This is a genomic window from Rhizobium sp. YAF28, assembly GCF_052113285.1.
Classification (GTDB): domain Bacteria; phylum Pseudomonadota; class Alphaproteobacteria; order Rhizobiales; family Rhizobiaceae; genus Rhizobium.
The window spans coordinates 49,083-74,241 of sequence record NZ_JBFRCX010000007.1 but is presented as its reverse complement, the minus strand read 5'-3'; the positions used below and the strand labels follow the sequence as shown (position 1 = coordinate 74,241).

Annotated in this window: 22 protein-coding genes and 1 tRNA gene; 18 read left to right on the top strand and 5 right to left on the bottom strand. The window is 59.9% G+C overall.

Features of this window, described 5'->3' with window-relative positions; all coding sequences use genetic code 11:
• The 8 genes from AB4Z13_RS17270 to glmM all read left to right on the top strand — a co-directional run bounded on the left by AB4Z13_RS17270 (window position 1) and on the right by glmM (window position 9,767).
• Window positions 1-1,140: a hypothetical protein gene (locus tag AB4Z13_RS17270; protein WP_113323796.1), complete on the top strand. Its 1,140-nt coding sequence runs from the start codon at window positions 1-3 to the stop codon at window positions 1,138-1,140.
• A complete protein-coding gene (locus tag AB4Z13_RS17265; protein WP_113323795.1) occupies window positions 1,140-1,553 on the top strand; it encodes a hypothetical protein in 414 nt (137 codons plus the stop codon). The genes AB4Z13_RS17270 and AB4Z13_RS17265 overlap by 1 nt, the downstream gene beginning before the upstream one ends.
• 20 nt (window positions 1,554-1,573) lie before the next feature.
• Entirely contained in the window at window positions 1,574-2,884 is a 1,311-nt protein-coding gene (gene tolB / locus AB4Z13_RS17260) for a Tol-Pal system beta propeller repeat protein TolB (RefSeq protein ID WP_113323794.1), read from the top strand.
• Window positions 2,885-3,042: 158 nt separating this feature from the next.
• On the top strand, window positions 3,043-3,570 hold the full coding sequence (gene pal / locus AB4Z13_RS17255; protein ID WP_113323793.1) for a peptidoglycan-associated lipoprotein Pal: 528 nt from the start codon (window positions 3,043-3,045) through the stop codon (window positions 3,568-3,570).
• Between the two features lie 158 nt (window positions 3,571-3,728).
• Window positions 3,729-4,727, top strand: coding sequence for a tol-pal system protein YbgF (gene ybgF / locus AB4Z13_RS17250; protein ID WP_113323792.1), 999 nt, complete (start codon window positions 3,729-3,731; stop codon window positions 4,725-4,727).
• Window positions 4,728-4,738: 11 nt separating this feature from the next.
• Entirely contained in the window at window positions 4,739-6,142 is a 1,404-nt protein-coding gene (gene tilS / locus AB4Z13_RS17245; RefSeq protein ID WP_113323791.1) for a tRNA lysidine(34) synthetase TilS, read from the top strand.
• Between the two features lie 97 nt (window positions 6,143-6,239).
• A complete protein-coding gene (ftsH, locus tag AB4Z13_RS17240; RefSeq protein WP_310383415.1) occupies window positions 6,240-8,171 on the top strand; it encodes an ATP-dependent zinc metalloprotease FtsH in 1,932 nt (643 codons plus the stop codon).
• A gap of 243 nt (window positions 8,172-8,414) precedes the next feature.
• The gene (glmM, locus tag AB4Z13_RS17235) at window positions 8,415-9,767 is read left to right on the top strand and encodes a phosphoglucosamine mutase (protein WP_007827040.1); all 1,353 of its coding nucleotides are present in this window, start codon (window positions 8,415-8,417) and stop codon (window positions 9,765-9,767) included.
• Between the two features lie 43 nt (window positions 9,768-9,810).
• Here glmM and AB4Z13_RS17230 read toward each other — a convergent pair whose 3' ends face one another.
• Complete coding sequence (locus AB4Z13_RS17230; RefSeq protein WP_113323816.1) at window positions 9,811-10,425, bottom strand: class I SAM-dependent methyltransferase; 615 nt, start codon at window positions 10,423-10,425, stop codon at window positions 9,811-9,813.
• Window positions 10,426-10,747: 322 nt separating this feature from the next.
• On the opposite strand from AB4Z13_RS17230, the gene AB4Z13_RS17225 reads away from it, so the two are divergent.
• Window positions 10,748-11,593, top strand: a complete 846-nt coding sequence (locus AB4Z13_RS17225) for an outer membrane protein (RefSeq protein WP_113323790.1) — start codon at window positions 10,748-10,750, stop codon at window positions 11,591-11,593.
• Window positions 11,594-11,645: 52 nt separating this feature from the next.
• Here the strand turns inward: AB4Z13_RS17225 and AB4Z13_RS17220 are convergent, their stop codons facing one another.
• Window positions 11,646-12,266 carry a TetR/AcrR family transcriptional regulator gene (locus tag AB4Z13_RS17220; RefSeq protein WP_113323789.1) on the bottom strand — a complete coding sequence of 207 codons (621 nt, stop codon included), beginning with the start codon at window positions 12,264-12,266 and terminating at the stop codon, window positions 11,646-11,648.
• A 93-nt stretch (window positions 12,267-12,359) separates the two neighbouring features.
• Between AB4Z13_RS17220 and AB4Z13_RS17215 the strand changes: the two genes are divergently transcribed.
• From AB4Z13_RS17215 to serA, 3 genes are all read left to right on the top strand, one after another.
• The gene (locus tag AB4Z13_RS17215) at window positions 12,360-12,974 is read left to right on the top strand and encodes an NAD(P)H-dependent oxidoreductase (RefSeq protein ID WP_113323788.1); all 615 of its coding nucleotides are present in this window, start codon (window positions 12,360-12,362) and stop codon (window positions 12,972-12,974) included.
• Window positions 12,975-13,113: 139 nt separating this feature from the next.
• Window positions 13,114-14,292 carry a phosphoserine transaminase gene (locus AB4Z13_RS17210; RefSeq protein ID WP_442206380.1) on the top strand — a complete coding sequence of 393 codons (1,179 nt, stop codon included), beginning with the start codon at window positions 13,114-13,116 and terminating at the stop codon, window positions 14,290-14,292.
• An 82-nt stretch (window positions 14,293-14,374) separates the two neighbouring features.
• Window positions 14,375-15,970, top strand: a complete 1,596-nt coding sequence (serA, locus tag AB4Z13_RS17205) for a phosphoglycerate dehydrogenase (RefSeq protein ID WP_442206379.1) — start codon at window positions 14,375-14,377, stop codon at window positions 15,968-15,970.
• Between the two features lie 90 nt (window positions 15,971-16,060).
• Here serA and AB4Z13_RS17200 read toward each other — a convergent pair whose 3' ends face one another.
• Window positions 16,061-16,279 (bottom strand): hypothetical protein, encoded by a 219-nt coding sequence (locus AB4Z13_RS17200; RefSeq protein ID WP_442206485.1) that lies wholly within the window; start codon window positions 16,277-16,279, stop codon window positions 16,061-16,063.
• 271 nt (window positions 16,280-16,550) lie between these two features.
• On the opposite strand from AB4Z13_RS17200, the gene AB4Z13_RS17195 reads away from it, so the two are divergent.
• Window positions 16,551-18,632, top strand: coding sequence for a putative bifunctional diguanylate cyclase/phosphodiesterase (locus AB4Z13_RS17195; protein ID WP_442206378.1), 2,082 nt, complete (start codon window positions 16,551-16,553; stop codon window positions 18,630-18,632).
• On the opposite strand, the gene AB4Z13_RS17190 is transcribed toward AB4Z13_RS17195, so the two are convergent.
• Window positions 18,624-19,502, bottom strand: a complete 879-nt coding sequence (locus tag AB4Z13_RS17190) for a LysR substrate-binding domain-containing protein (protein ID WP_442206377.1) — start codon at window positions 19,500-19,502, stop codon at window positions 18,624-18,626. The genes AB4Z13_RS17195 and AB4Z13_RS17190 overlap by 9 nt on opposite strands.
• 107 nt (window positions 19,503-19,609) lie before the next feature.
• Here AB4Z13_RS17190 and AB4Z13_RS17185 point away from each other — a divergent pair, with 107 nt between their 5' ends.
• Both AB4Z13_RS17185 and AB4Z13_RS17180 read left to right on the top strand, forming a co-directional pair.
• Window positions 19,610-20,734: a TDT family transporter gene (locus tag AB4Z13_RS17185; RefSeq protein ID WP_442206376.1), complete on the top strand. Its 1,125-nt coding sequence runs from the start codon at window positions 19,610-19,612 to the stop codon at window positions 20,732-20,734.
• A gap of 299 nt (window positions 20,735-21,033) precedes the next feature.
• Entirely contained in the window at window positions 21,034-22,134 is a 1,101-nt protein-coding gene (locus AB4Z13_RS17180) for a mechanosensitive ion channel family protein (protein WP_442206375.1), read from the top strand.
• Window positions 22,135-22,136: 2 nt separating this feature from the next.
• On the opposite strand, the gene AB4Z13_RS17175 is transcribed toward AB4Z13_RS17180, so the two are convergent.
• A complete protein-coding gene (locus AB4Z13_RS17175) occupies window positions 22,137-23,093 on the bottom strand; it encodes a DMT family transporter (protein ID WP_442206374.1) in 957 nt (318 codons plus the stop codon).
• 267 nt (window positions 23,094-23,360) lie between these two features.
• Between AB4Z13_RS17175 and mnmA the strand changes: the two genes are divergently transcribed.
• The 3 genes from mnmA to AB4Z13_RS17160 all read left to right on the top strand — a co-directional run bounded on the left by mnmA (window position 23,361) and on the right by AB4Z13_RS17160 (window position 25,112).
• On the top strand, window positions 23,361-24,560 hold the full coding sequence (gene mnmA, locus AB4Z13_RS17170) for a tRNA 2-thiouridine(34) synthase MnmA (RefSeq protein WP_037103912.1): 1,200 nt from the start codon (window positions 23,361-23,363) through the stop codon (window positions 24,558-24,560).
• 134 nt (window positions 24,561-24,694) lie between these two features.
• Window positions 24,695-24,771: transfer RNA gene (locus tag AB4Z13_RS17165), tRNA-Met, on the top strand.
• 89 nt (window positions 24,772-24,860) lie between these two features.
• Window positions 24,861-25,112 carry a hypothetical protein gene (locus tag AB4Z13_RS17160; RefSeq protein WP_007827016.1) on the top strand — a complete coding sequence of 84 codons (252 nt, stop codon included), beginning with the start codon at window positions 24,861-24,863 and terminating at the stop codon, window positions 25,110-25,112.
• Window positions 25,113-25,159: the final 47 nt, after the last annotated feature.

The following is a 25,159-nucleotide window of genomic DNA, read 5'->3' as shown; positions in this document are numbered from 1 at the left end:
ATGAAGACCAGCGTCGTCACATCTGCGGTTCTGCACGGGCTGGTGCTTACCTGGGCGCTGGTGTCGCTCGGCGCGCCGGAATCCTTCAAGGTGGAGGATTTCGAGGCGATGCCGGTCGACCTCGTGCCGGTGGAATCCATCACGCAGATGCAGCAGGGCGACAAGAAGGCTCCGAAGAAGGAGACGTCTGCGCCTGTACCGACGACACGGCCGCCGATCCCGCAGCCGGCCGAAAATGCCGGCGACAACAAAGTCGACCTGAAGACGCCGCCTCTGCCGAACGCCAAGCCGACCAACACCGATGCGGCCGCTGCCAATTCCAGCGACAAGCCGCAGCCGCAGATCGATCCGAAGCCGAACGACGTCAAGGAAGTCAACAAGGAAGAAACCGACGTCGAGCAGCCGAAGGAAGTCGCTTCCATTCCGCAGACCAAGCCGGTGGACGTGACGCCACCGAAGCCCGAGGAAAAGCCGCCGGAAGAACAGGCCAAGCCTGCCGAACCGCCGAAGCCGGATACCGAGGCCTTGCCGGATAACGTTCCGACGCCGGTCGTCAAGCCGCAGGCAAAGCCGCCGGAACCGAAGGCTGCCGAAAAGCCGCCTGAGAAGCCTCAGGAGCAGCCGAAGACGGCCGAGAAGCCGACGGACAAGAAGAAAGCCGACAAAAAGCAGGAAGTGGCGAAATCTGCCTCCTCGATGAAGAGCGACTTCAATGCGGACGAGATCTCCGCTCTGTTGAACAAGACCGATCCTTCCGCCGGCGGCGCCAAGCGTTCGACACAGGAAGCGTCGCTAGGCGCGAAGAAGAGCAATGGCGGTGCCAAACTTAGCCAGAGCGAGGTCGACGCAGTACGCGGTCAAATCTCCGGTAATTGGTCGGTTGTTTCGGGGTTGGCGGGCGCGGGCGACGTTCATCTTCAGGTTCGTTTCCAGCTTGATCAGGCCGGAAATGTCGTTGGCGATCCAGAGGTCATTGCCACAGGAGGCCCCGATGCAACACGCCAGGCTCTCAAGAGCAGCGTGTATCGTGCTGTCATGAAATCGTCTCCTCTCAAGAATCTGCCCGCAGACAAGTATGAGGGGGACAACGGTTGGAACGAGATGGTTCTCAACTTCGACGCGAGCGATTTTGGAATCTGATGCTGGCAAACCTGTCCCACGGCAACAAGCACCTTGCAGCCGCCGCCATGCTCGCCGCGGCGCTCGGCTTTGCGCTTGCCGGGCCGGCGCAACCGGCCAGGGCGGCAACTTCCGATGAGCCCGCAGTGGCCATTCGCGAAGCCGTTGCGGCTCATTTCAACATTCCCCCGGATCTGCTTCAGGGTGGGAAAGTCCTGATCACCGTTCACATGAACCTCGACAGGACCGGCGCTATCGTTGGTTCGCCAGCGGTCGCCGCGACCGGCGGCACGGAGGCGGCCCGCAAGGGGTTCTCTGCTGCAGCGCTTCGTGCCGTGGTGGTTGCGTCGCCCTTCACGATGCTTCCGAAAGACAAATACGAATCCTGGAAAGAAGTCGTCCTGCGCTTCGAACCCGGCGATCCGACTCCATAGATGCTGAAAGGCTGTTTGGTATGACAAAGTGTTCCTTCTTCCGCGCCATCATGGTCGCTGCCGGTCTGATGACTGCGGCCGCCTTTGCGACGCCAGCCAACGCCCTTGTTGAGATCAACATCAACAAGGGTAACGTTCAGCCGCTGCCCATTGCGGTGACGGACTTCCTGCAGGGCAACATGGGTGCGCAGGTTTCTCAGGTCATCGCGGCGGATCTTCAGCGCTCCGGTCTGTTTGCGCCGGTCAATAAGACGGCCTTCATCGAAAAGATCTCCAACCCCGATGCCTCGCCGCGCTTCGAAGATTGGAAAGTCATCAATGCGCAAGCGCTGGTCACCGGTCGTGTCACCCAGGAAGCGGATGGTCGCCTTCGCGCCGAATTCCGTCTCTGGGATACTTTCGCCGGCCAGCAGATGACCGGCCAGCAGTTCTACACGCAGCCTGAGAATTGGCGGCGCGTCGCCCATATCATCGCTGACGCGATCTACAAGCAGATCACCGGCGAGGAGGGCTATTTCGACACCCGTGTCGTCTTCGTTTCCGAATCCGGCCCCAAGCAGCAGCGCAAGCGCCAACTGGCGATTATGGACCAGGACGGCTTCAACGTGCGCATGCTGACCGACGGCAGCGACCTCGTGTTGACGCCGCGCTTCTCGCCGAACCGGCAGGAAGTCACCTACATGTCCTTCGCCAACCAGCAGCCGCGCGTCTATCTGCTGCAGCTCGAAACCGGACAGCGCGAAGTTGTCGGCAACTTCCCGGGCATGACTTTCTCGCCGCGCTTTTCTCCTGATGGCCAGAAGGTCATCATGAGCCTGCAGCAGGAAGGCAACTCGAACATCTACACGATGGACCTGCGTTCGCGCACGACGACCCGTCTGACATCCACGGCTGCGATCGATACGTCACCCTCCTATTCTCCTGACGGCAATCGCATCGCCTTCGAAAGTGACCGCGGCGGACAGTCGCAGATCTATGTCATGAATGCCGACGGTTCGGGCCAGACCCGTATTTCCTTCGGCGATGGCCGTTACTCCACGCCGGTCTGGTCGCCGCGTGGCGATCTGATCGCTTTCACCAAGCAGTCGGGCGGCAAATTCTCGATCGGCGTCATGAAGCCGGATGGTTCTGGCGAACGCATTTTGACGACCGGTTTCCACAATGAAGGCCCGACCTGGGCGCCGAATGGCCGCGTCATCATGTTCTTTCGCCAGGCAGCAGGTGCGGGCGGTCCGCAGCTCTATTCGATCGACCTGACTGGCTACAATGAACAGGCCATCAAGACGCCTGCCTACGGCTCGGACCCGGCCTGGTCGCCGCTTCTGGAGTAGTGGAGGGGAAGAATATCGCCTTCATGTCGCCGCAAAGTCCTGAAAATGGGCGATGCAGGGACAAATCAACGAATCGTTAACCATAATCTTTGATGGCCGGTTAACCGAGTGCGGTTACTGTCCGGAAACCCTGATTGAAGTCGCAAGGAGACCCGGCCATGAGCCGAATTCACACCCCGGCAATGAGCCGCATGCAGAATTTCGCCCGTAACCCCGTCATGATCGCGCTTGTCGCCGGCCTTGCTCTCGCAAGCTGCGCCAAGAAGAACGTGCCGAACAGTGCCGGCGAGCTCGGCCTCGGTGCAGGTGCGGCAACACCTGGCTCCACCCAGGACTTCACGGTCAATGTCGGCGACCGCATCTTCTTTGATACCGACTCCACTTCGATCCGCGCCGATGCTGCCCAGACGCTCGACCGTCAGGCTCAGTGGCTCGGTCGCTACCCGAACTACCAGATCACGGTCGAAGGCCATGCCGACGAGCGCGGCACGCGCGAATATAACCTCGCTCTCGGCGCTCGCCGCGCTGCAGCCGCCAAGGATTATCTCGCTTCGCGCGGCGTTCCGGCCCAGCGCATGAAGACGATCTCCTACGGCAAGGAACGTCCGGTCGCCGTCTGCGACGACATTTCCTGCTGGTCGCAGAACCGCCGTGCCGTCACCGTTCTCGGCGGCGCAGGCATGTAATTCACGGCAAAAGCCGGAATTTGACGAGGCGGCTCCTTGCGGGCCGCCTTTCTTTTTGACCACACTTTGGCCAGACTCCGTTGCTTTTTGAGAGCAATTGGAAAAATCTCCTGTCGTGCCATCGGGGCGCGAAGAATCACTGGGACAGGACGATACAAATGAAGAAACTAGTCGTGGCAGGCATGCTGTGCCTTGCGGCCGTGACCGGGAGCGAGCGAGCGGCATATTCCGCTTCGTTCTTCGGCTTGCACATCGGCGGCCAATCCGCGCAACAAAGCCAGACGGCAGCGCCTGTTGTCAAGGTGCAGGGCAGCGACGCGGAAATCCGCATCCAGCAGATGGAAGACCAGATGCGGCAATTGAACGGCCGTATCGAGGAGATGAGCTATCAGCTTCTCCAGATGCAGGAGACAATCCGCAAGCAGCAGGAAGACAATGAATTCCGCTTCCAGCAGCTCGAAAAAACCGGAGGCGGCGCAGGAGCCGGCGGTGCTGCCAAGACGCCGGTGAAGAAGAGTGAAGCGGACGTCGCTCCACCGGCATCAGGCGGTGGCGATGATATCGCGAAGGTCATTCAAGCCCCGCGGGGAGCCGAAACGGCTCCCTCCACCGGCGTGCCGGCCAATGAAGGCCTCGGCCAGCCGCCGCGCGAGCTGGGCTCCATGGATTTCGACCAGAACGGCAATCCTGTCGGCAATTCCATGAACCAGAATGCGACGGTCGGTTCCGCACCGCTGCCGGATGCGGCCGCGCCGCAGCAGACCGCTTCGCTCGGCAGCGAGTCCGACCAGTACAAGGCGGCCTATGGCCATGTGCTTTCCGGCGACTACGCTACGGCAGAGCAGGAATTCACGCAGTACATCTCCCGTTATCCGAACAGCTCGCGTGCTCCAGATGCCAATTTCTGGCTTGGCGAAGCGCTTTATTCGCAGGGCAAGTTCAACGAATCGGCCAAGACTTTCCTGAATGCCCATCAAAAATACGGCACATCCGAAAAGGCGCCCGAGATGCTGCTGAAGCTCGGCATGTCGCTTGCCGCACTGGACAATACCGATACTGCCTGCGCCACCCTGCGCGAGGTCAGCAAGCGGTATCCGAAAGCCTCCCGTGCCGTCATAAACAAGGTCGCGAGCGAACAGAAGCGTCTCGCCTGCTAGGGTCTTCCGGTTTGTTTCCGGAAGATCCGATTTCTCCCGAGGCGGCAATCGACCGTTTCCTCGCTTCGCTGAAGACACCCGTGCGCATTCTTGTCGCGATCTCAGGCGGAAGCGATTCCAGTGGCCTGCTCCTGCTGCTCCATGAAGCGCTGAAGGCCGCATCCCATCTTTCCATTTCCCTTTGTGCTGCGACGGTCGACCATGCGCTGCGCCGCGAATCTGCGGATGAGGCCGGCCGGGTCGCAACTCTCTGCGCATCAATGGGCATCGCGCACCGGACGATGGTCTGGCAGGGGGAAAAGCCGAACACCGGTATCTTGGCGGCTGCACGCGAGGCACGCTACGGTCTTCTTGCCGAGGCGGCGGAAGCCTTCGATGCTGATCTCATGGTGACAGGACATACGCTGGACGATCAGCGCGAAACGCTGCACATGCGTGGAATGCGGACGGAGCAGATTTCGACCGGTATCGCGGATGCGGTGCTGTTCGACCGGCATTTCTGGATCCTGCGGCCGCTCCTTTTTTCCACCCGGGCAGATATCCGTCGCTTCCTGACCGCGCGAAGCGTGGCGTGGATCGACGATCCCAGCAACGAAGATGTGAAATACGAGCGTGTGCGGACGCGCCGGCAGCTTTCCGTTGAGGGCGCTGCCGAGACGGATATCTGTCGTGCTTGGGAAGAGCGGCTGGCTCTTTCTTCTGATGGAGCCGAATGGCTGCATCGCCATTTCAGGCTTCATGGCGGTTTACTCGGGCAGGTGATGCCCGGTGGGTTGAAGCAGGATCGCAGAGTTCTTGATTATGCGCTTGGCCGTCTGACGGCGGTTTTTGGCGGGCAGTCGTTTGTGCCGGGAAGGAAACAGATGGAGCGGCTTCTTGCATTCGCCACAGGTGGCAAGTCGGGGCGAATGACTGTCGGCCGTGTGGTATTCGATTTTCGGCGTGACGGGCTCTATCTGGCACGTGAGAGCCGCGGAATCCTGCCTCTGGTGCTTCGGTCGGGAGAAGCCGGCGTTTGGGATGGAAGATTTGAAGCGAGAAACAGGTCGTCAGAGACCGTAGAAATTACGACACGCGCCGGCTTGGCGAATGAGGCAACAATGCGTAAAGGGTCTTCCGCGCCCGACTTAGGCTCGCCGGATTCCCATGACAGGCAGGACAAGGGGGATTGGAGTCAGGGTCTTCCCAAGGCGGCGTGGAAACGGGCTGCGGCTTCTGGGCCGGCCATATCCGCAGGGCAAGGGCTTTTATTGCCGGAATTCGCCCGATCCGTCGATTTGACGCCCCATTTTGCAGCCTTCGACCGCTTTTTGACACGATTTGATTTCACCTTTGCCGAGAGGCTTTCGGCAGTTTTCTCAAGGGCGCCCTATGCGGAGCCGCCTTTAAGAAGTATTGACGGAAAAACGATCTGACAGAGTGGATCGCCTTGGCAATGGCCTGGCGCAACCCTATGTTAGAGACCAAATATGACGGCCGCCATGAGGCGACTGTCCAGTGCTGGGGAGTTCAATGAACCCTAACTTACGTAATTTCGCCTTGTGGGCGATCATAGCGCTTCTGCTGATCGCCCTCTTCAGTATGTTCCAGACGGCTCCGGCGCAGACGGGTTCGCGTGAAGTTCCTTATTCGCAGTTCCTGCGTGAGGTCGATGCGGGCCGCGTGAAGGATGTCGTGGTCACCGGTAACAGGCTGACCGGAACATATCTGGAGAATAACAATACCTTCCAGACCTATTCGCCTGTGATCGACGACAATCTGCTGGAGCGCCTGCAATCCAAGAATGTCGCTGTCACTGCGCGCCCGGAAACCGATGGTTCCTCCGGCTTCCTGAGCTATCTCGGAACGTTGCTGCCGATGCTCTTGATCCTCGGCGTCTGGCTGTTCTTCATGCGGCAGATGCAGGGCGGTTCGCGCGGCGCGATGGGCTTCGGCAAGTCCAAGGCCAAGCTTCTGACCGAGGCGCATGGCCGCGTGACCTTCGATGACGTTGCCGGCGTTGACGAAGCCAAGCAGGACCTGGAAGAGATCGTCGAGTTCCTGCGCGACCCGCAGAAGTTCCAGCGCCTCGGCGGCAAGATCCCGCGCGGCGTGCTGCTTGTCGGCCCTCCGGGTACCGGTAAGACGCTGCTCGCCCGCTCGGTTGCCGGCGAAGCCAACGTGCCGTTCTTCACCATTTCCGGTTCGGACTTTGTTGAAATGTTCGTCGGTGTCGGTGCAAGCCGCGTCCGCGACATGTTCGAGCAGGCGAAGAAGAATGCACCCTGCATCATTTTCATCGACGAAATCGACGCGGTCGGTCGCCATCGTGGCGCCGGTCTCGGCGGCGGTAACGATGAACGCGAACAGACGCTGAACCAACTCCTCGTCGAGATGGACGGTTTCGAAGCCAATGAAGGTATCATCCTGATCGCCGCGACCAACCGTCCTGACGTTCTCGATCCGGCGCTGCTGCGTCCGGGCCGTTTCGACCGCCAGGTCGTCGTTCCGAACCCTGACATCGTCGGCCGCGAACGCATCCTGAAGGTTCATGCCCGCAACGTTCCGCTGGCACCGAATGTCGATCTCAAGGTTCTGGCTCGCGGTACGCCCGGTTTCTCCGGTGCGGACCTGATGAACCTCGTCAACGAAGCTGCCCTCATGGCCGCCCGCCGCAACAAGCGTGTCGTGACCATGCAGGAATTCGAAGACGCCAAGGACAAGATCATGATGGGTGCGGAGCGCCGCTCTTCGGCGATGACCGAAGCGGAAAAGAAGCTCACCGCCTATCACGAGGCCGGTCACGCCATCACGGCGCTGAACGTCGCCGTCGCCGATCCGCTGCACAAGGCAACGATCATTCCGCGTGGCCGTGCGCTCGGCATGGTCATGCAGCTTCCCGAGGGCGACCGCTACTCGATGAGCTACAAGTGGATGATTTCGCGCCTCTGCATCATGATGGGCGGCCGCGTTGCCGAAGAATTGACCTTCGGGAAGGAAAACATCACTTCCGGTGCTTCCTCCGACATCGAGCAGGCGACCAAGCTTGCCCGTGCGATGGTCACCCAATGGGGCTTCTCCGACGAGCTCGGCCAGGTTGCCTATGGCGAGAACCAGCAGGAGGTCTTCCTCGGTCATTCTGTTTCGCAGTCGAAGAACGTCTCCGAAGCGACCGCGCAGAAGATCGACAACGAAGTGCGCCGCCTGATCGACGAAGCCTATACGCAGGCTCGCACGATCCTGACGGAAAAGCATGACGAGTTCGTCGCTCTCGCCGAAGGGCTGCTCGAATACGAGACGCTGACCGGCGAAGAGATCAAGGCTCTGATCCGTGGCGAAAAGCCTGCGCGCGATCTTGGCGATGATTCGCCTCCGAGCCGCGGCTCGGCCGTGCCGAAGGCCGGTGCGCGCCCTGCTTCCAAGGGTGATGAACCGGAGGGTGGGCTGGAGCCGCAGCCTCACTGAAATTGAACAGGAATTTGCCTAAAGGGCCGGATTTCCACAGGGAATCCGGCCCTTTTAATATTAGTAACAGGATATAATCAGTTTTCTTGGTAATTTACGTGCCGGATACGCGGTTTTGTGGCATTCCGCTGACTAAAGACAAGTCTGAATCAAGGTTTCGGGCGCAGCACCAATCTTTGAAGCCGGATTCTTGCTTGAGGAATGCCTAAGCTTCTACGGCGCGCGGAAAGCGCAGGAGTGCATATGAAAAGACGCTATTTTGGGACGGACGGCATCCGAGGCCAAGCCAATATCTTCCCCATGACGCCGGATCTCGCGATGCGGGTCGGCATAGCTGCAGGAACGATCTTCCGTAACGGCGCCCACCGTCATCGTGTGGTGATCGGCAAGGACACGCGCCTGTCGGGATACATGCTGGAGAATGCCCTCGTGGCCGGCTTTACCGCGGCGGGACTGGACGTGTTCCTGCTCGGTCCTATTCCGACACCTGCGGTTGCCATGCTGACGCGTTCGCTGCGATGCGATATCGGCGTGATGATTTCGGCCTCGCACAATCCGTTCCAAGATAACGGTATCAAACTTTTCGGTCCTGATGGTTACAAGCTCTCCGATGACATCGAAGCGCAAATCGAGGACCTGCTGGACAAGGATCTATCGGGACAGCTTGCCAAGGCTGAGGAAATCGGCCGAGCCAAGCGCGTCGATGGCGATATCTACCGCTATCTCGAGCACGTCAAACGCACCTTGCCGCGCGACGTGACCTTGCAGGGCCTGCGCGTCGCGGTCGACTGCGCCAACGGTGCGGCCTACAAGGTGGCGCCTGCCGTTCTGTGGGAGCTCGGCGCCGACGTGGTGACGATCGGCAACGATCCGAACGGCACGAACATCAACCTGAATTGCGGCTCTACCAGCCCGGTCGCCCTGCAGAAGAAGGTCGACGAGGTGCGCGCCGATATCGGCATTGCGCTCGATGGCGATGCGGACCGCGTCATCATTGTCGATGAAAACGGCTCGATCGTCGATGGCGATCAGCTGATGGCCGTCATCGCCGAAAGCTGGGCAGAGAGCCAGCAGCTGCGCGGCAACGGCATCGTTGCGACTGTCATGTCCAATCTCGGCCTCGAGCGCTTCCTTGAGGATAAGGGCCTCGGACTTGCCCGCACGAAGGTCGGCGACCGTTACGTCGTCGAACATATGCGCCAGCACAATTACAATGTCGGCGGCGAGCAGTCCGGCCATATCGTGCTTTCGGATTACGGCACAACAGGCGACGGTCTCGTTGCCGCCCTGCAGATTCTGGCGGCAGTCAAGCGTACCGGCAAAACGGTCAGCGAAATCTGCCGCCGCTTCGAGCCAGTGCCGCAGCTTCTGCGCAATGTCCGCATTACCGGCGGCAAGCCGCTGGAGGATCTGCAGGTGGTCAAGGCGATTGCCGATGCGGAAGCCGAGCTTTCCAAGAATGGCCGCCTCGTCATCCGTCCCTCCGGCACCGAGCCGCTGATCCGCGTCATGGCGGAAGGCGACGACCGGGCGCAGATCGAGCGTATCGTCAACGATCTCATCGGCACGATTTCGAGCGTACGCAGCGCCGCCTGAAAGCGCCGCAAAAAGGATTGAAAGCCGGCCTCGTGCCGGCTTTTTATTGGCGTTGCGCGAGCCAGACCGTGTGATTGCCGCAGGCCGGGTCTTCAGCCTTGTGGGCGACGACTGTAAAGCCGTGTTCGGTGAGCAGGGCGCGATATTCATCCGGGCTGAGGCTGCTGTGATAAAGTGGTTCACCGACGAAAACGCCCATAGCTTCGCCATGTGCCGGTCCGCTGGTGAACATCAGCGCCGTTCCCGGCTCCGAATGCGCACGAAACAACGAGAACATGCGCCGCTGATTCTCGAAGGGCAGGTGGAAGAAACTGTCCCAGGCAATCAGCCCATCGAAACTTCTGCCAAGCGAGAGGCGGCGCATATCTGCGACCTGCCAGTCGGAGTTTGGAAAGCGCGTCCGGCACATGTCGATCAGGCTGGGTGAGGAATCGATGCCGGTCACTGCGTGGCCGCTTTCGATGAAATGACGCGCGAGAGGCTCGCCGGAACCGCAGCCGATATCGAGGATTGACCCGCCTTGCGGGATCAGTGCGGTGAAGCGATCCAGCCAGCTCCGTTCAAAAAGGGTCTTGCCGCGGCTTGAATCCCAGACTTTGGCATGCCGTTCGTAGAGATCGGTAATGGTATCGGCGGCCTGCCTGTTGCTGTTCTGCATACGCTTGCTGATCCTCTGTGGAAAAATCTTCGATTTGTCTTTAGCGGTTCGATCCCGGAGGATCATGTGGGGTGATGCGGTTTGCTCGTCTTTGCTCATCCGTCGTTCGCAAGCGTGAACGTTCGCCGGGCTTTTTATTCGTTGTCTTCCCGATTTGGGAAGTCGAGACGGGCAGATTACTTTTCGAAACATGTTCTGGCGTGAATATTCGCATTACTTCTTATGGTTAAGCAGCTTTTAACGTTTCCGATTCATTATCCATAAAAAGCATATCCGTTTTGGCGGCCTGCAACGCGCCGACGCAACCGACTGGAGTGAATCCATGAAACGAACTTTGTCCGGTATCTTCGCCGCGCTGTTGATCGCGTCGAATGCCTATTCTGCCGATCTTGCTCCGGTCGAACCCATTCCGGAACAGCCCCCGGAAGTCGCCGTCAGCGAATCGACCGGCTGGTATCTGCGCGGTGATGTCGGCTACGCCTTCACCGACCTGCGCGGCGCGAAGTTCTTCCAGGGCAGCAATGCTCTCGAAGCCGATTTCGACGATGCGGACCTTGATGATGCCTGGACGGTTGGCGGCGGTGTCGGCTACCAGATCAACAGCTATCTGCGCACCGACCTGACCTTCGACTATCTTACCAAGTCTGACTTCCGCGGTTCGACGGTCGGCGGTGGGGCGGCCTTTGGCGCCTGCGTGGTCGCATGTACGTCGAGCGACGTATCGTCGATGACGGCCTACACGCTGCTTGCCAACGCCTATGTCGATCTCGGCACCTACGCCTACTTCACGCCCTATGTCGGCGCCGGTATCGGTGGTTCCTACGTCAAGTGGAAGGACCTCCACAACGTCGCCTGCGCCGATGATGGCACCGGTTGCGATGATGAAGTCGTCCATGGCGGTCGCGGCGGCTGGCGCTTCAGCTACGCCCTCATGGCCGGCGCCTCGATCGACGTGACCTGCAACGTCAAGGCCGATGTCGGCTACCGCTATCTGCATATCGATGGCGGCAACATGTTCGGCTACAACGAAAACGGCGGCCCGGGTCGCGACCGTGGCGTCAACGTCCATGAAGCCCGTGTCGGCGCGCGCTATCTCTTCGGCGGCTGCGCTCAGCCGGTTGCCTACGAACCGCCGGAAATTCCGCTGCAGCAGCCGGTCTACAAGTAAGCCATAGCTTCAAGGATTATCGAAAGCCGCCCGCAAGGGCGGCTTTTTCGTTTCAGCTGACGTTTCTGGCGACCATTGCCAGAATGATTTCGAAAAGTTCGCTTTCAGCCTGGCTGGCACTGATCTCGCCGGTTGCCGCAGCATAGGAGAGAGTTTCCGCAGCGCCGAGCATTGCCCAAAGGCTGGCTGACGCGATTGTCCCTGCACCAACGAAGGGAGTAAGCACGGATCTGCACTGGTCCATAAAAACCACCTGACACTTGTGCTTGACCTTTTCCAGCTCCGGAGAACTTGCCAAAGCGGCGATGACGTCAGGAATTTCGCGCCCCTGTGTGAGAACGCAATCGATAAAGGCGACCGCCATGACCTTGGCCTTGTCGCTCAGTGCAGGTCCGCTTTCGCGAAGTGCAGTTTCCATCTGCGCCGTCTGCCGATCGTCGAATTCGCGGTAGAGTTCCGCAAGCAATCCCGGCCGCGTGCCGAAGTGATCATAGACGACAGGCTTTGCCACGCCGGCTTGTTCGGCGAGGCGCCCCAGCGTCAGCGCGTCCGTTCCTTCCTCCCTGATCAATCGCCACGAGACATCCAGGAGCTGGCGATGGCGTTCTTCTCTCGAAAGCCGGCGACGGGGGCGAGGAAGAGCGTCGATGTGGTCTTTGTCGGTGCTTGACATCGTAACCTACGAAAAGTAACTTACTAAAGGTATCTTACGAAAAGTATATAAGCGATTGGCTTTGCTCGCAATCGCCGATCAGGAGGTTTCGCCATGCATGCACTCATCGTTCTCGCTCATCCCGATTCCAACTCGCTCAGTCATGGCGTCGCCGCGGGAATTGCCGAAGGTATAACGGCTTCCGATGCCGGCAACTCCTTCGAGATCGCAGACCTGACGGAAGAGGCTTTCGATCCCAGATTTAATGAGGCCGATATTGCAGCTCATCGCCGGAAAGCCGCGGCACCTGCCGATGTCGCCGCCGAGCAGGCAAGGATCGATCGCGCCGAGGCGCTCGTATTGGTCTATCCTGTCTATTGGTGGTCCATGCCGGCTTTGATGAAGGGCTGGATCGATCGCGTCTTTGCTAATGGCTGGGCCTATGACGACACGTCCGGCAAGGTTGTGAAAAAGCTTAGGCATCTGCCCGTCCATCTCGTCGGCATAGGCGGTGCGGATGCTCGCACCTATGAGCGGCACGGTTATTTCAGCGCCATCAAGACGCAGATCGACCATGGCATTTTCGACTATTGCGGTGCTCCTGTAGTGACGTCGGAAATGTTTCTCGACTCGGATGCAGGAAATGGTGCTGCGCATATTGAGATGGCGCGCCGCATTGGCAGCGATATCTTCAACGCAGGCCATCGCGCCGCCAGCGGCGCGGTTTAACCCGAGATGTGATCGCCGCTGCGGCAAAATAGCTTCCAGAAACGACATCTCCCGCTTGACTATGACGGGCTTCGCCCATAAACACGGCGGCGGGACACTCCTCCCCAACGAGGAGCCATCTATCTGGAAGGGTAGCAATATGGCAAATACCGCAAAGCCGGACGTGCGTCCGCAAAACACTCATTTTTCTTCTGGCCCCTGCGCGAAACGTCCTGGTTGGACGCTCGAAGCTCTTTCCGATGCGGCCCTTGGTCGTTCGCATCGCGCGAAAGTCGGCAAGGCCAAGCTGAAGCAGGCCATCGATCTCACCCGCGAAATTCTCGAAGTGCCTGCGGACTACCGCATCGGCATCGTGCCGGCTTCCGATACCGGTGCCGTCGAGATGGCGCTTTGGTCGCTGCTCGGCGAGCGCGGCGTCGATATGGTCGCCTGGGAAAGCTTCGGCGCCGGCTGGGTTACCGATGTCGTCAAGCAGCTCAAGCTCAAGGACGTGCGCAAGATCGAAGCCGGTTACGGCGAACTTCCCGACCTTTCCACCGTCGATTTCGACCGTGACGTGGTCTTCACCTGGAACGGCACCACTTCTGGCGTCCGCGTTCCGAATGCCGATTTTATCCCGGCTGATCGCAAGGGCCTGACGATCTGCGATGCGACCTCGGCCGCCTTCGCGCAAAACCTCGATTTCGCCAAGCTCGACGTCGTCACCTTCTCCTGGCAGAAGGTTCTGGGCGGCGAGGGTGCGCATGGCATCCTCATCCTGTCGCCGCGTGCGGTCGAGCGTCTGGTTTCCTACCAGCCGGCATGGCCGCTGCCGAAGATCTTCCGCCTGACTTCGGGCGGCAAGCTGATCGAAGGCATCTTCCAGGGCGAGACGATCAACACGCCGTCGATGCTCTGCGTCGAGGACTATATCGATGCGCTTCTCTGGGCCAAGCAGCTCGGCGGTCTCAAGGCTCTGATCGGCCGCGCTGACGCCAATGCCAAGGCCATTGCCGATTTCGTCGCCGCAAACGACTGGATCGCCAATCTGGCCGTCAAGCCGGAGATCGAATCCAATACGTCGATCTGCCTGAAAATCGTCGACAAGGATGTGGCTGCTCTCGATGCCGATGGTCAGGCGAATTTCGCCAAGGGCCTCGTCGCTCTCCTCGAAAAGGAAGGCGTCGCTTACGACATCGGCGCTTACCGTGACGCTCCGTCCGGCCTGCGCATCTGGGCTGGTGCCACGATCGAAACCGCTGATATGCAGAAGCTGATGCCTTGGCTTTCCTGGGCCTTTGAAACCCAGAAAGCAACGCTTTCCCAGGCTGCTGCCTGACGTGATCGCATCCGGCTCCGCCTGATGGCGGAGCCTCGCATTCCGAATTCATTCATCGCTGAACTCTTTGAAGGAGGCCCTTATGGCACCTCGCGTTCTCGTATCCGACGAACTGTCGGAAACCGCCGTCCAGATTTTTCGCGATCGCGGCGTCGAAGTCGATTTCCAGCCGCAGCTCGGCAAGGACAAGGACAAGCTGTTCGAAGTCATCGGAAACTATGATGGTCTCGCCATCCGTTCCGCCACGAAGGTGACGGAGAAGATCATCGAAGCGGCCAAGAACCTCAAGGTCGTCGGCCGTGCTGGTATCGGCGTCGACAACGTCGATATCCCGGCCGCATCGCGCCGCGGTATCATCGTCATGAACACGCCCTTCGGCAACTCGATCACGACGGCTGAACATGCGATCGCCCTGATGTTTGCGGTTGCCCGCCAGCTTCCGGCTGCCGATACGTCCACGCAGGCCGGCAAGTGGGAAAAGTCGAAGTTCATGGGTGTCGAAATCACCGGCAAGACGCTCGGCGTCATCGGCGCCGGCAACATCGGCTCCATCGTCTGTGCCCGCGCCATTGGCCTGAAAATGCATGTCATTGCCTATGACCCGTTCCTGTCCAAGGAGCGCGCCGAGGAGATGGGCGTCACCAAGGTCGAGCTCGACGAACTGTTGGCCCATGCCGATTTCATCACGCTGCATGTACCGATGACCGACAGGACGCGTGGTATCCTGAACAAGGAAGCGCTTGCCAAGACCAAGCCCGGCGTTCGCATCATCAACTGCGCCCGCGGCGGTCTCGTCGATGAGGCAGCCCTTGCCGATGCCATCAAGTCCGGCCATGTCGCTGGCGCAGCCTTTGACGTCTTCGAAGTCGAACCCGCCAAGGAAAGCCCGCTCTTTGGGCTGCCGAACGTCGTCTGTACGCCGCATCTCGGCGCCTCGACCACCGAAGCACAGGAGAACGTCGCTCTGCAGGTTGCCGAGCAGATGGCTGACTACCTCGTCAAGGGTGCGGTTTCGAACGCCATCAACATGCCGTCGATTACCGCTGAAGAAGCGCCGATCCTGAAGCCGTTCATCAAGCTCGCCGATGTTCTCGGCGCCTTCGTCGGCCAGGTCACGGAAGAACCGATCAAGGAAATCGAAATCCTTTATGATGGCGTCACGGCCAACATGAACACCCGCGCACTGACTTCGGCGGTTCTCGCCGGTCTCATCCGTTCGCAGGTGGCCGACGTCAACATGGTTTCGGCACCGATCATGATCAAGGAAAAGGGTATTATCCTTTCCGAGGTAAAGCGCGACAAGTCGGGCGTCTTCGACGGCTACATCAAGCTGACGGTGACCACGGAATCCATGACGCGCTCGATTGCCGGCACGGTCTTCTCCGACGGCAAGCCGCGCTTCATCCAGATCAAGGGCATCAACCTCGACGCCGATGTCGGCAGCCACATGATCTACATTGCCAATACCGACGTTCCCGGCATGATCGGCTTCATCGGCACGACGCTTGGTGCTGCCGGCGTCAATATCGCCAACTTCCAGCTCGGCCGCGACAAACAGGGGGGCGACGCCATCGCTCTGCTCTATGTTGACGCCGCGGTTGACGACGTCGTTCTGGGCAAACTGACGGCCAATGCTGCGATCCGCCAGGCAAAGCTACTGGCCTTCAACGTCGACTGAGTTTTCCTCCCAAGGAAAGACACGAAAAACCGGCCCGGTCTCTGGGCCGGTTTTTTACATGGTTCAGTGCATGTCGTTAGTAACCTGTGATCAGTGGCGGGTGGCGTTGGTGTCGTGATGCAGGAAAGTGTCTCTGCTCGCGTCGAAAACCCTGAAGAATTCGTCCCAGGAAATGTTCTCGACAGAGCTTTCCTGCCTGCTGAAATCAACGCCGATCAGGCCGCTTTTCATCCGGGCGGGATGGCCGCCGCGTGCTTCGATCCATTTCCGGATCTTATCATGATCTGTTATTGCGGGTGTGCCCATCATCGCCTCCCTGCCGATGGGTTGTATTTTCAATCGAAGATAACTCTTTGCAAATGATTTGGTTCCGCCCGACAATCAGCCACGTGGCCGAGCCCTTGGCTTGGCCGGCCACTGAAATTTTCAACTGGGCCGCGAAATGGCTGGTTCGAGAAACTTTCACTGCTTATTTTAAGGGCGTGCGCTCAAAGTTTAGGCCCCTTATGATTGTGATTTTATTTAGCTTTCTCGGCTATACCACTTTCAATATTGGTTCCAATTTTGCGTGAATTTCTCAATGGCCTCGTTTCAGACGATATCCGGGCAGTCCGAAGCTCTTGTGGATGATTTCCGTTCGCTGTTTACGACGCATCCCTCTCCAATGTGGGTCTACGATCCGGATACGCTACGCTTCCTGATCGTCAATGATGCGGCGCTCATGCTCTATGGCTACAGCGCAGAGGACTATCAGGGCATGACCGTGCTCGATATCCGCCCAGCTGCCGAGCGGGAGCGGATGCTCAGTGCCGTTCATGACCGCACTGACATGGAGAAGGCCGAGCGCTGGACGCATCTGAAGGCCAATGGCGAGGCCATCGAGGTTCTGACCTACGGCCGGGAAGTGCGCTTCGAAGGAAGGGCTGCGATCCTGGCGATCGTGCAGGACCGTACCGAGGTGAATGCCGCGCAGCGCCAGATCACCGATACACGTTCGCTACTGGACAGCATCGTCGACAACCTGCCTGTCGGCGTCTTCGTGAAGGATATGGAAGAGGATGGCCGCTACATCCTGCTGAACGAGGCGTGCGGCGAGATCATGGGCTTTCATACCGGCGACGTGGTTGGAAGGACGGACCGGGACTTCTTCCCCTCTGAGCAGACCGACATCTTTCGCGAACAGGATCACGAGGCGTTCGTCGCCGGTGCGACGATCAGCTTCGAGGAGACAATGGAGCGAGCCGACGGTGGCAAGCGCATTCTTCGCACCGTCAAGCGTGCCCTGCCGGCGCCTGAAGGGAAGGAGCCGCGCTATCTGCTGGGCATCTCTCACGATGTGACGGAAGAGCGCGCGGTGGAGGCGAGGCTTGCGCATCTTGCCATGCATGACTCGCTGACGCGCCTGCCGAACCGCGCCGCCTTCTCCAAGCATATCCGCAAGCAGGCCATTACCGCTTCTATCGAAAAGCCGGTGGCGCTGCTCTACATCGACGTCGACCACTTCAAGACGATCAATGACAGCAAGGGCCATGCCGCCGGCGATGCGCTGCTCTGCCAGGTGGCGGAGCGCTTGCTGGCGCTTGGCGATGAGGGCGACCTCGTGGCACGTCTCGGCGGTGATGAATTCGCAGTCGTGCTGCAGCTAGCCGAGCCCGACCGGGCAGAGCGTTTTGCCGATCTGTTGCTCAAGTCGCTTGCCAGAGCTTTTGATCTTGATGGCACCCGGGAGCATGTCACCTGCAGCATCGGCATTGCGCTGGCGCCTGTCGATGCCGGCGAGGCTGATGTGTTGATGCGCCATGCCGACCTCGCGCTCTACGCCGCCAAGGAAAGCGGACGCTCGACCTATCGTTTCTATGAGCCGGCGATGCGGCTCGAGGCCGAGCGTCGCCATCATCTGACCGGCGAACTGCGTAGTGCGCTGGAACACGGGCAGTTCGAGCTTTACTATCAGCCCATCGTCCAGCTCGAGGATGATGGAATCGGCGGTTTCGAAGCACTGATCCGCTGGCGGCATCCGGTGCGTGGTCTTGTGCCGCCGATGGATTTCATTCCGCTGGCGGAGGAGACGGGGCTAATTATTCCGATCGGCGACTGGGTGCTGCGGGAGGCCTGCCGTACGGCGGCTTCCTGGCCGGGCCATCTGAAGATCGCGGTCAATCTTTCCGTCAGCCAGTTCCGCCATACAAGCCTGCTTTCCAGCGTCGTCGCAGCACTCGATGAGGCGGGTCTGCGTCCTGAACGGCTGGAAATCGAAATCACCGAATCCGTCTTCCTGGCCGATGTGGTGCAAAGCCTGCCGTTGCTTCGGGCGTTGAAGGAACTCGGTGTGCGCATTGCCATCGACGACTTCGGCACGGGCTATTCGTCGCTCAGCTATCTGCGCGCCTTCACCTTCGACAAGATCAAGCTCGACCGCAGCTTCGTGTCCGGCATCGAGACCGATCCCGGCAATCTGGCCATCGTGCGGGCCGTGGCCGGCATCGGCTCCGGCTTCAATGCGGTTACGCTCGCCGAAGGCATCGAGACCGAGGAGCAGTTGCAGCAGCTGCGGGCCGAAGGGTTTGGCGAGGTGCAGGGCTATCTTCTCGGCAGACCCATGCCGCAGCATGAGGCCGAGGCACTGATCTACGGACGCCAACTCAAGAAGGCATCAGCCTGAGATCATCGCATCGAAAGCGTCGGCCGCCTTGCTGCGATAGCGCTCCTCATGGCGCAGCAAGAAGAAGGGACGGGGCAGGGGCGGCACATTCACTTCGGTGAGAAGACCGCTGCGCAGCTTCATGGAAACCACGCTCCGCGACATCAGCGTCGCGCCAATACCAGCTTCGACGATGCCGACGAGCGGCTCGTTTTCCGGCAGCACCATCGCCACATCAAGCGCATCGATATCGAGGCCCGCCCTTTGCAGAAGGCTTTCGAAGGCGAGGCGGGTGCCGGACCCCTGTTCGCGCAGGACCCATTGCGTCTGAGAAAAATCGGTCGGGGCGCGTAATTTGCCGTCAGCCCATGGGTGGTTGGGAGCAACGACGACGATCATCTCGTCCAGGGCGACCTGCCTTGCCGAAACGCCGTGCCTGTCGCTCGGCCACTCGATGAGGCCCACTTCCACCTCGCCCTTGGCAACGGCGTCAGACACTTCAGCAGTGTTGCCGATGCGGATTGCCAGTTCGATGCCGGGATAATTTCGGCGGAACGCGGCAAGTCGCGGCGACAGCCAATAGCCGCCGATCGTCTGGCTCGCCATGATCGTGAGCTCTCCATGCATGAGGCCGGAGAGGTCCATCAGGGCGGCCTCCGCCGCCTTTGCGCTGGTCAGTACGGCCTGTGCTTCCTTCAGGAATAACTGGCCGGTCCGGTTCAGCACGATCGAACGGCCAACCCGGTCGAAGAGGGTGACGCCGTGTCGTGTCTCCAATGCGGTGATTGCGGCGCTGACGGCCGACTGGGTCATGTTCAGGTGAGCTGCCGCCTTCGTGATGTGCTGACGCGCTGCCACCTCTACGAATATTCTCAGCTGCTCCAGTGTCATGTCGCCTCCATTAATCATTCGATTTTATCGAACGAAATGACAAAGATAAATCGTTGGAAGCGATTATTTGGTGCCGGTATGAAAGCGGTCAACGAAAGGAATTCGCCATGACCGCGCTGCATCTATCTCCTTCTGTCCCGACTGTTCGCTTGCGGACGCATGTCCTGCGCCACTTCACGCCGAACTGGTTTGCGACGACAATGGGGACCGGCATCCTTGCCGTCTGCTTCGGTCAGTTTCCGGATTTGCCGACAGTCCACGCAGCAGGCGAGATGCTGTGGCTCGCGAATATCGGCCTGTTTGCAACGTTGACCTGCATCTATGCCGGAAAGTGGCTGCTGTATCCCGGCGCTGCACTCAGGGCATTCGACCATCCCGTCGTTTCGATGTTCTTCGGCTGCATTCCGATGGGCCTTGCGACCATCGTCAACGGTTTCTTGATCTTCGGACCGGGCCTTTTAGGTGAGGCAAGCGTCTCTATCGCGGCGGAGCTGTGGTGGTTGGATGCAGCGCTGGCGGTTCTGGCGGGTCTTGCCATTCCACTGGTCATGTTCACACGGCAGCAGCATGCAATCGAGCATATGAGCGCCGTCTGGCTGCTGCCGATCGTTGCCTCTGAGGTCGCAGCTGCAAGCGGCGGATTATTGGTGCCGCATCTTGCCGAAGGTACGCAGCTTCCGGTGCTTTTTGCGAGCTTCGTGCTCTGGTCCTGCTCAGTGCCGCTGGCGCTCGGCATTCTCGTCATCCTCTTCCTGCGCCTGGCTCTGCACAAGCTGCCGCCCGCAAGCATGGCAGCGACGAGCTTCCTTGCCCTCGGTCCTGTTGGCACCGGCGCACTTGGGCTTGCTCTGTTTTCCATCAATGGCGGGCAAGCTCTTGCAGCCGGCGGCCTTGGCGCGCTGGCTCCAGCGATTTCGGGTGCGGCTTTGCTTGGTGCTGTCCTGCTGTGGGGCTATGGCCTCTGGTGGCTTGGCCTGGCGGTTGCCATCACCATCAACCACCTGCGGCAGGGCTTGCCCTTCAATCTCGGCTGGTGGGGTTACACCTTCCCGATCGGTGTCTATGCCGTCGCCACGCTGCGGCTTGCCGGTATCTTTCCGTTGCCGGCGCTGACAGGGTTCGGAGAGGTTCTGGTCGTAGCTCTTGCTGCGATTTGGGTCGTCGTCGCCATCCGCACGAGTTGCGGCGCCTATAATGGTTCGCTCTTCGTCGATCCCAGCCTGGAGAGCTGATCGTCTGGCGCTTACGCAACTGCCTCAATCATTCGTTATTTTGAGAATGCCAGTCAGCATTGCATACTCTCGGCGGGGCTGAAAAAGGAGGATGCACATGAAACGCTACACGCTGTCGATGATCGGTCTGGCGCTCATGACTGCCATCATCGCCAATCCGGGCATCGCACTTGCCTGCAACAAACTGATCGGCACCTGAGCCGATACCGCCCATCCTTTTCTTAAAGGCGCAGCTCCGGCTGCGCCTTTTTTGATGCCTTTCCCTTTTCCATGCTGCGTTGCACCCTAACTGTGCCCGCATGACGGAGTTTCTGGACGATATCCGCGCAGAAGGCGTCTGGCTGCCGGACTGGCTTGCAAGCGCCATCATCTTCGCCGCGGTCATCTCAGTTACGCTTTTTGCGCATCGCATTCTCTTCCGCCTGCTGACGCGGCTGATTGAAAGCAAGGATCTCTTCTGGCGCTCGCTCGTCTCGCGCCTGAAGCGTGTCGTGCGGCTTGCAATGCTGGTGGCCGGCCTTTCCTTTGGCGCGACGGTCGCGCCGCTGACGGACATGCAGTCGGCAACCGTTCGTCACATCCTGCTCATTTTCTTCATCGTGCTCGTCGCCTGGATGGCCAGGATCGTCAAACATATCTGGATGACGGTCTATCTCAGGCGCTTCAAGCTCGATGCCGAGGATAATCTTCTGGCACGCAAGCACGTGACGCAGACGCGTATCATGGAGCGCGTCGCCGATCTGCTGATCGTCGTCGTGGCGATATCGGCCTGCATGATGACTTTCGATGCGGTCCGGCAATATGGTGTCAGCCTGCTCGCCTCCGCCGGTGTGGCGGGTATCGTCGTCGGTCTCGCGCTCCAGCCTGTGCTGAAAAACCTGTTTGCCGGCATTCAGCTCGCCATCACGCAGCCGATCCGCATCGACGATGCGCTGCTGGTAGAAGGCGAGTGGGGCAGGGTGGAAGAGATCACCTCGACCTATGTTGTCGTGCAATTGTGGGATTGGCGGCGGATGATCCTGCCGCTCAGCTACTTCATCGAGAACCCGTTCCAGAATTGGACGCGCGAAAGCTCGGCGCTGATCGGCACTGTCATGATTTATCTCGATTACAGCGTGCCCGTCGCCGCCATCCGAAAGAAGGTCGAGGAGATCGCGCAGGGCTCGAAGCTCTGGGATCGCCATGTGGTCAATATCGCGGTGACCGATTTCCGCGAAGCGGTGATGGAAATCCGCATTCTCGTATCGGCATCGAATTCCGGCCGCACCTTTGATCTGCGCTGCGAGGTTCGCGAGAAGCTGATCGATTTCATCCAGCGCGAATATCCGGCATCCTTGCCGCGCATGCGGGCGGTGATGAGCGAGCCACCCGCTCGAGACCGGCGCGAGGCGGCAGAATAGATCTACCGCATCGGCGCTTCTGCTTCGCCTTCCACCGGCGTCGTAGCGATCTGGGATTGCGCATCACCGGAGGCGACGGCTGCGGGCAGAGGCACCTGGCGCTTGCGTTCGCGGATCAGCGTCAGGAGGCCTGAGCAGATGATGAGCACGATGCCGAGAGCCATCGGCAGGTCGACGCTGTCGTTGAAGAATAAATAACCGAAGGCGATTGCCCAGATCATCTGGCTATATTGCGGTGTCGCGACCAGCGTTGCCGGGGCGAGGCGGGCTGCCGTCATCAGCATGACGTTGCCGGCTGCGCCCAGCAGGCCGTAGCTTGCGAGAAACAACCATTGCTGCGGCGTTGGCACGACCACTTGCGACAGCATGAGCAGGCCGCTGACGATGAGCGTGCCGAGCAGCGAGGCACCATAAAGCGAGAGGCGCTTTTCGGCCGGGCCGAGCTTGCGCAGGATGACGATGGCAATGGCTGCCGCGATCGCTCCAATAGTCGCAGCCAGATGGCCGACGGACAGTTCGCGGAAACCGGGCCTCAGAACCACGAGCACCCCTAGGAAGCCGACGATGACGGCGGCCCAGCGCTGCCAGCGCACATCTTCCTTCAGGAAGATCACCGAGAGGATGGTGACGAAGGAGGGCAGCAGGAAGAGCAGGCAGAAGGCCTCTGCCATCGGCAACTTGGTGAAAGTGATGATGGAGGCGATTGCGCCGGTTGCGCCGGCGGCAAAGCGCGCTAGCCAGAGCGGCCGGTTCGTCGTCCTGAAAATGTCCAGCCATGAATCACCTGGTCCCTTAATAAAGGGCAGGGCTACTAGGCTGAGGATCGCACCCGTAAAGGCGACCTGGAAGGAAGGAACCGTGCCGTGCAGGGCCTTGATGGACGCATCGCTGAAGGCAAAGACGGCATAGGCCGCAAATGCGACAAGGACGCCACGAAGCGTGGTGGAGGCGGCTGTCATTTATCCGAATCTTTTAAAAGGTGGGTCATTTCATCTACGTGATGAAATACGGCCTATCAAAGGTCGATTGCGAATAGCTGCAATGCGTGACCCGCGCATGACGCTGCCGGAGAGGCCCGAATCGCTGGGCCTTGCGCAGGGGCGCAATAGTTTCTATATCCGTCGCCCATGCAAGCTGGCGGACGATCCCGCCGGAACACAGGAAATCCGCCACATTCCGACGTGAGAAAAGGCGGATCGAAACAGCACAGAATTTGGCAGTACCCCGTGAACACACTGGATTTTGACAAGAAGCCGGAAGACACCCGTGTCGTCGTCGCCATGTCTGGCGGCGTTGACAGCTCCGTCGTGGCCGGGCTTCTCAAACGCCAGGGATATGATGTGCTGGGCATCACGCTGCAGCTTTACGATCATGGCGCTGCGGTCCACCGCGCCGGCTCCTGCTGCGCGGGCCAGGATATCGATGATGCACGCCGTGTCTGCGAGACGCTCGGTATTCCGCATTACGTGCTCGACTACGAGAAGCGGTTCCGCGAAACCGTCATCAACCCCTTTGCCGAGAGCTATGTCGCCGGCGAGACGCCGATCCCCTGCGTTGCCTGCAACCAGACGGTCAAGTTTGCCGATCTTCTGGCGACAGCCAAGGAACTCGGCGCCGATGCGCTGGCGACTGGTCACTATATCCGCTCGCGCCCGAACCCGTCCTCCTGCAATCCTGGCCGCCGCGCGCTCTATCGCCCGGCCGATGCCGACCGCGACCAGAGCTATTTCCTCTTCGCCACGACGCAGGAGCAGATCGACTATCTGCGCTTCCCGCTCGGCGGTCTGCCAAAGTCGGAAACCCGCCGACTGGCCGAAGAGATGGGCCTTGTTGTCGCCAAGAAGGCCGACAGCCAGGACATCTGTTTTGTGCCGCAGGGCAAGTATTCCGACATCATCACCAAGCTGAAGCCGAATTCGGCTTTGGCCGGTGATATCGTTCATCTCGACGGTCGCATCCTCGGCCAGCACGAAGGCATCCTGCATTACACGATCGGCCAGCGCCGCGGCATCGGCATTGCCACCGGCGAGCCGCTCTATGTCGTCTTTCTCGACGCCCGCTCGCGCCGCGTCATCGTCGGTCCGAAGGAAGCGCTGGAAACGCATCGCGTCTATCTACGCGACGTCAACTGGCTGGGTGACGAGACACTTCAGGTCGCGGCGTCAGGCGAAGGCTTTGCCTGCTACGCCAAGGTGCGCTCCACCCGCGCGCCGGCGCCTGCCGTGCTGCACATCGATGCAAGTGGCGTCTATGTCGACCTGACGGTCGGCGAGGCAGGCATTGCGCCGGGCCAGGCCTGCGCGCTCTATTCGGCACCCGGCGATGACGCCCGCGTCTTCGGCGGCGGCTTCATCGAACGTTCCGAGCGCGAGCCTGACGCAGAAGCCTCGCTGAAGGCGCTGCTTTCCAACTACGCGATGGCCTGAAACGGCGAAAAACGGCACTGCGGAAAGCCCACCGTTTTTCTCCATCATGTGCTTGACACAAAGCGGAAGCGCACCTTATAAGCCGCACATCCCACGGACCGGAAGCGCTTCGCGAACGGTATCGTTTGACCAGTGGCGGAGTAGCTCAGTAGGTCAGAGCAGAGGAATCATAATCCTTGTGTCGGGGGTTCAAATCCCTCCTCCGCTACCACTTGTCCCCGAAATCAAAACTATCAGTGCGCGCTCGCCGCGCAGGCGATATAACTTTGTCGGAAGACGCTTCGTCATCGGGGGTGCGTGATGAAATATGCTGTTGTCGCAATTCTTCTTCTCGCTGCTGGCTGCAGCACGACGACGGAAGACCAGCCTATCCCAGGCAGCCTGACCTATGGCGGCAAGGTTATCCATTCGCCCTATAAGCCCGGCACGGTGGTGAAGCATACTTTCCTCGGCAAATTTGGCGTTCGGCAGTTCGAACGTTATGTCGTTCAGCCTGACGGCACGCTCAAGCTTGCCTCCCGTATTGAAAGCGAAGATTTCCTCTGGAACTGAAGAGGGGTGTCAGCTTCGCCTGATGTTGACCTGCGTCAAGGCGCGGG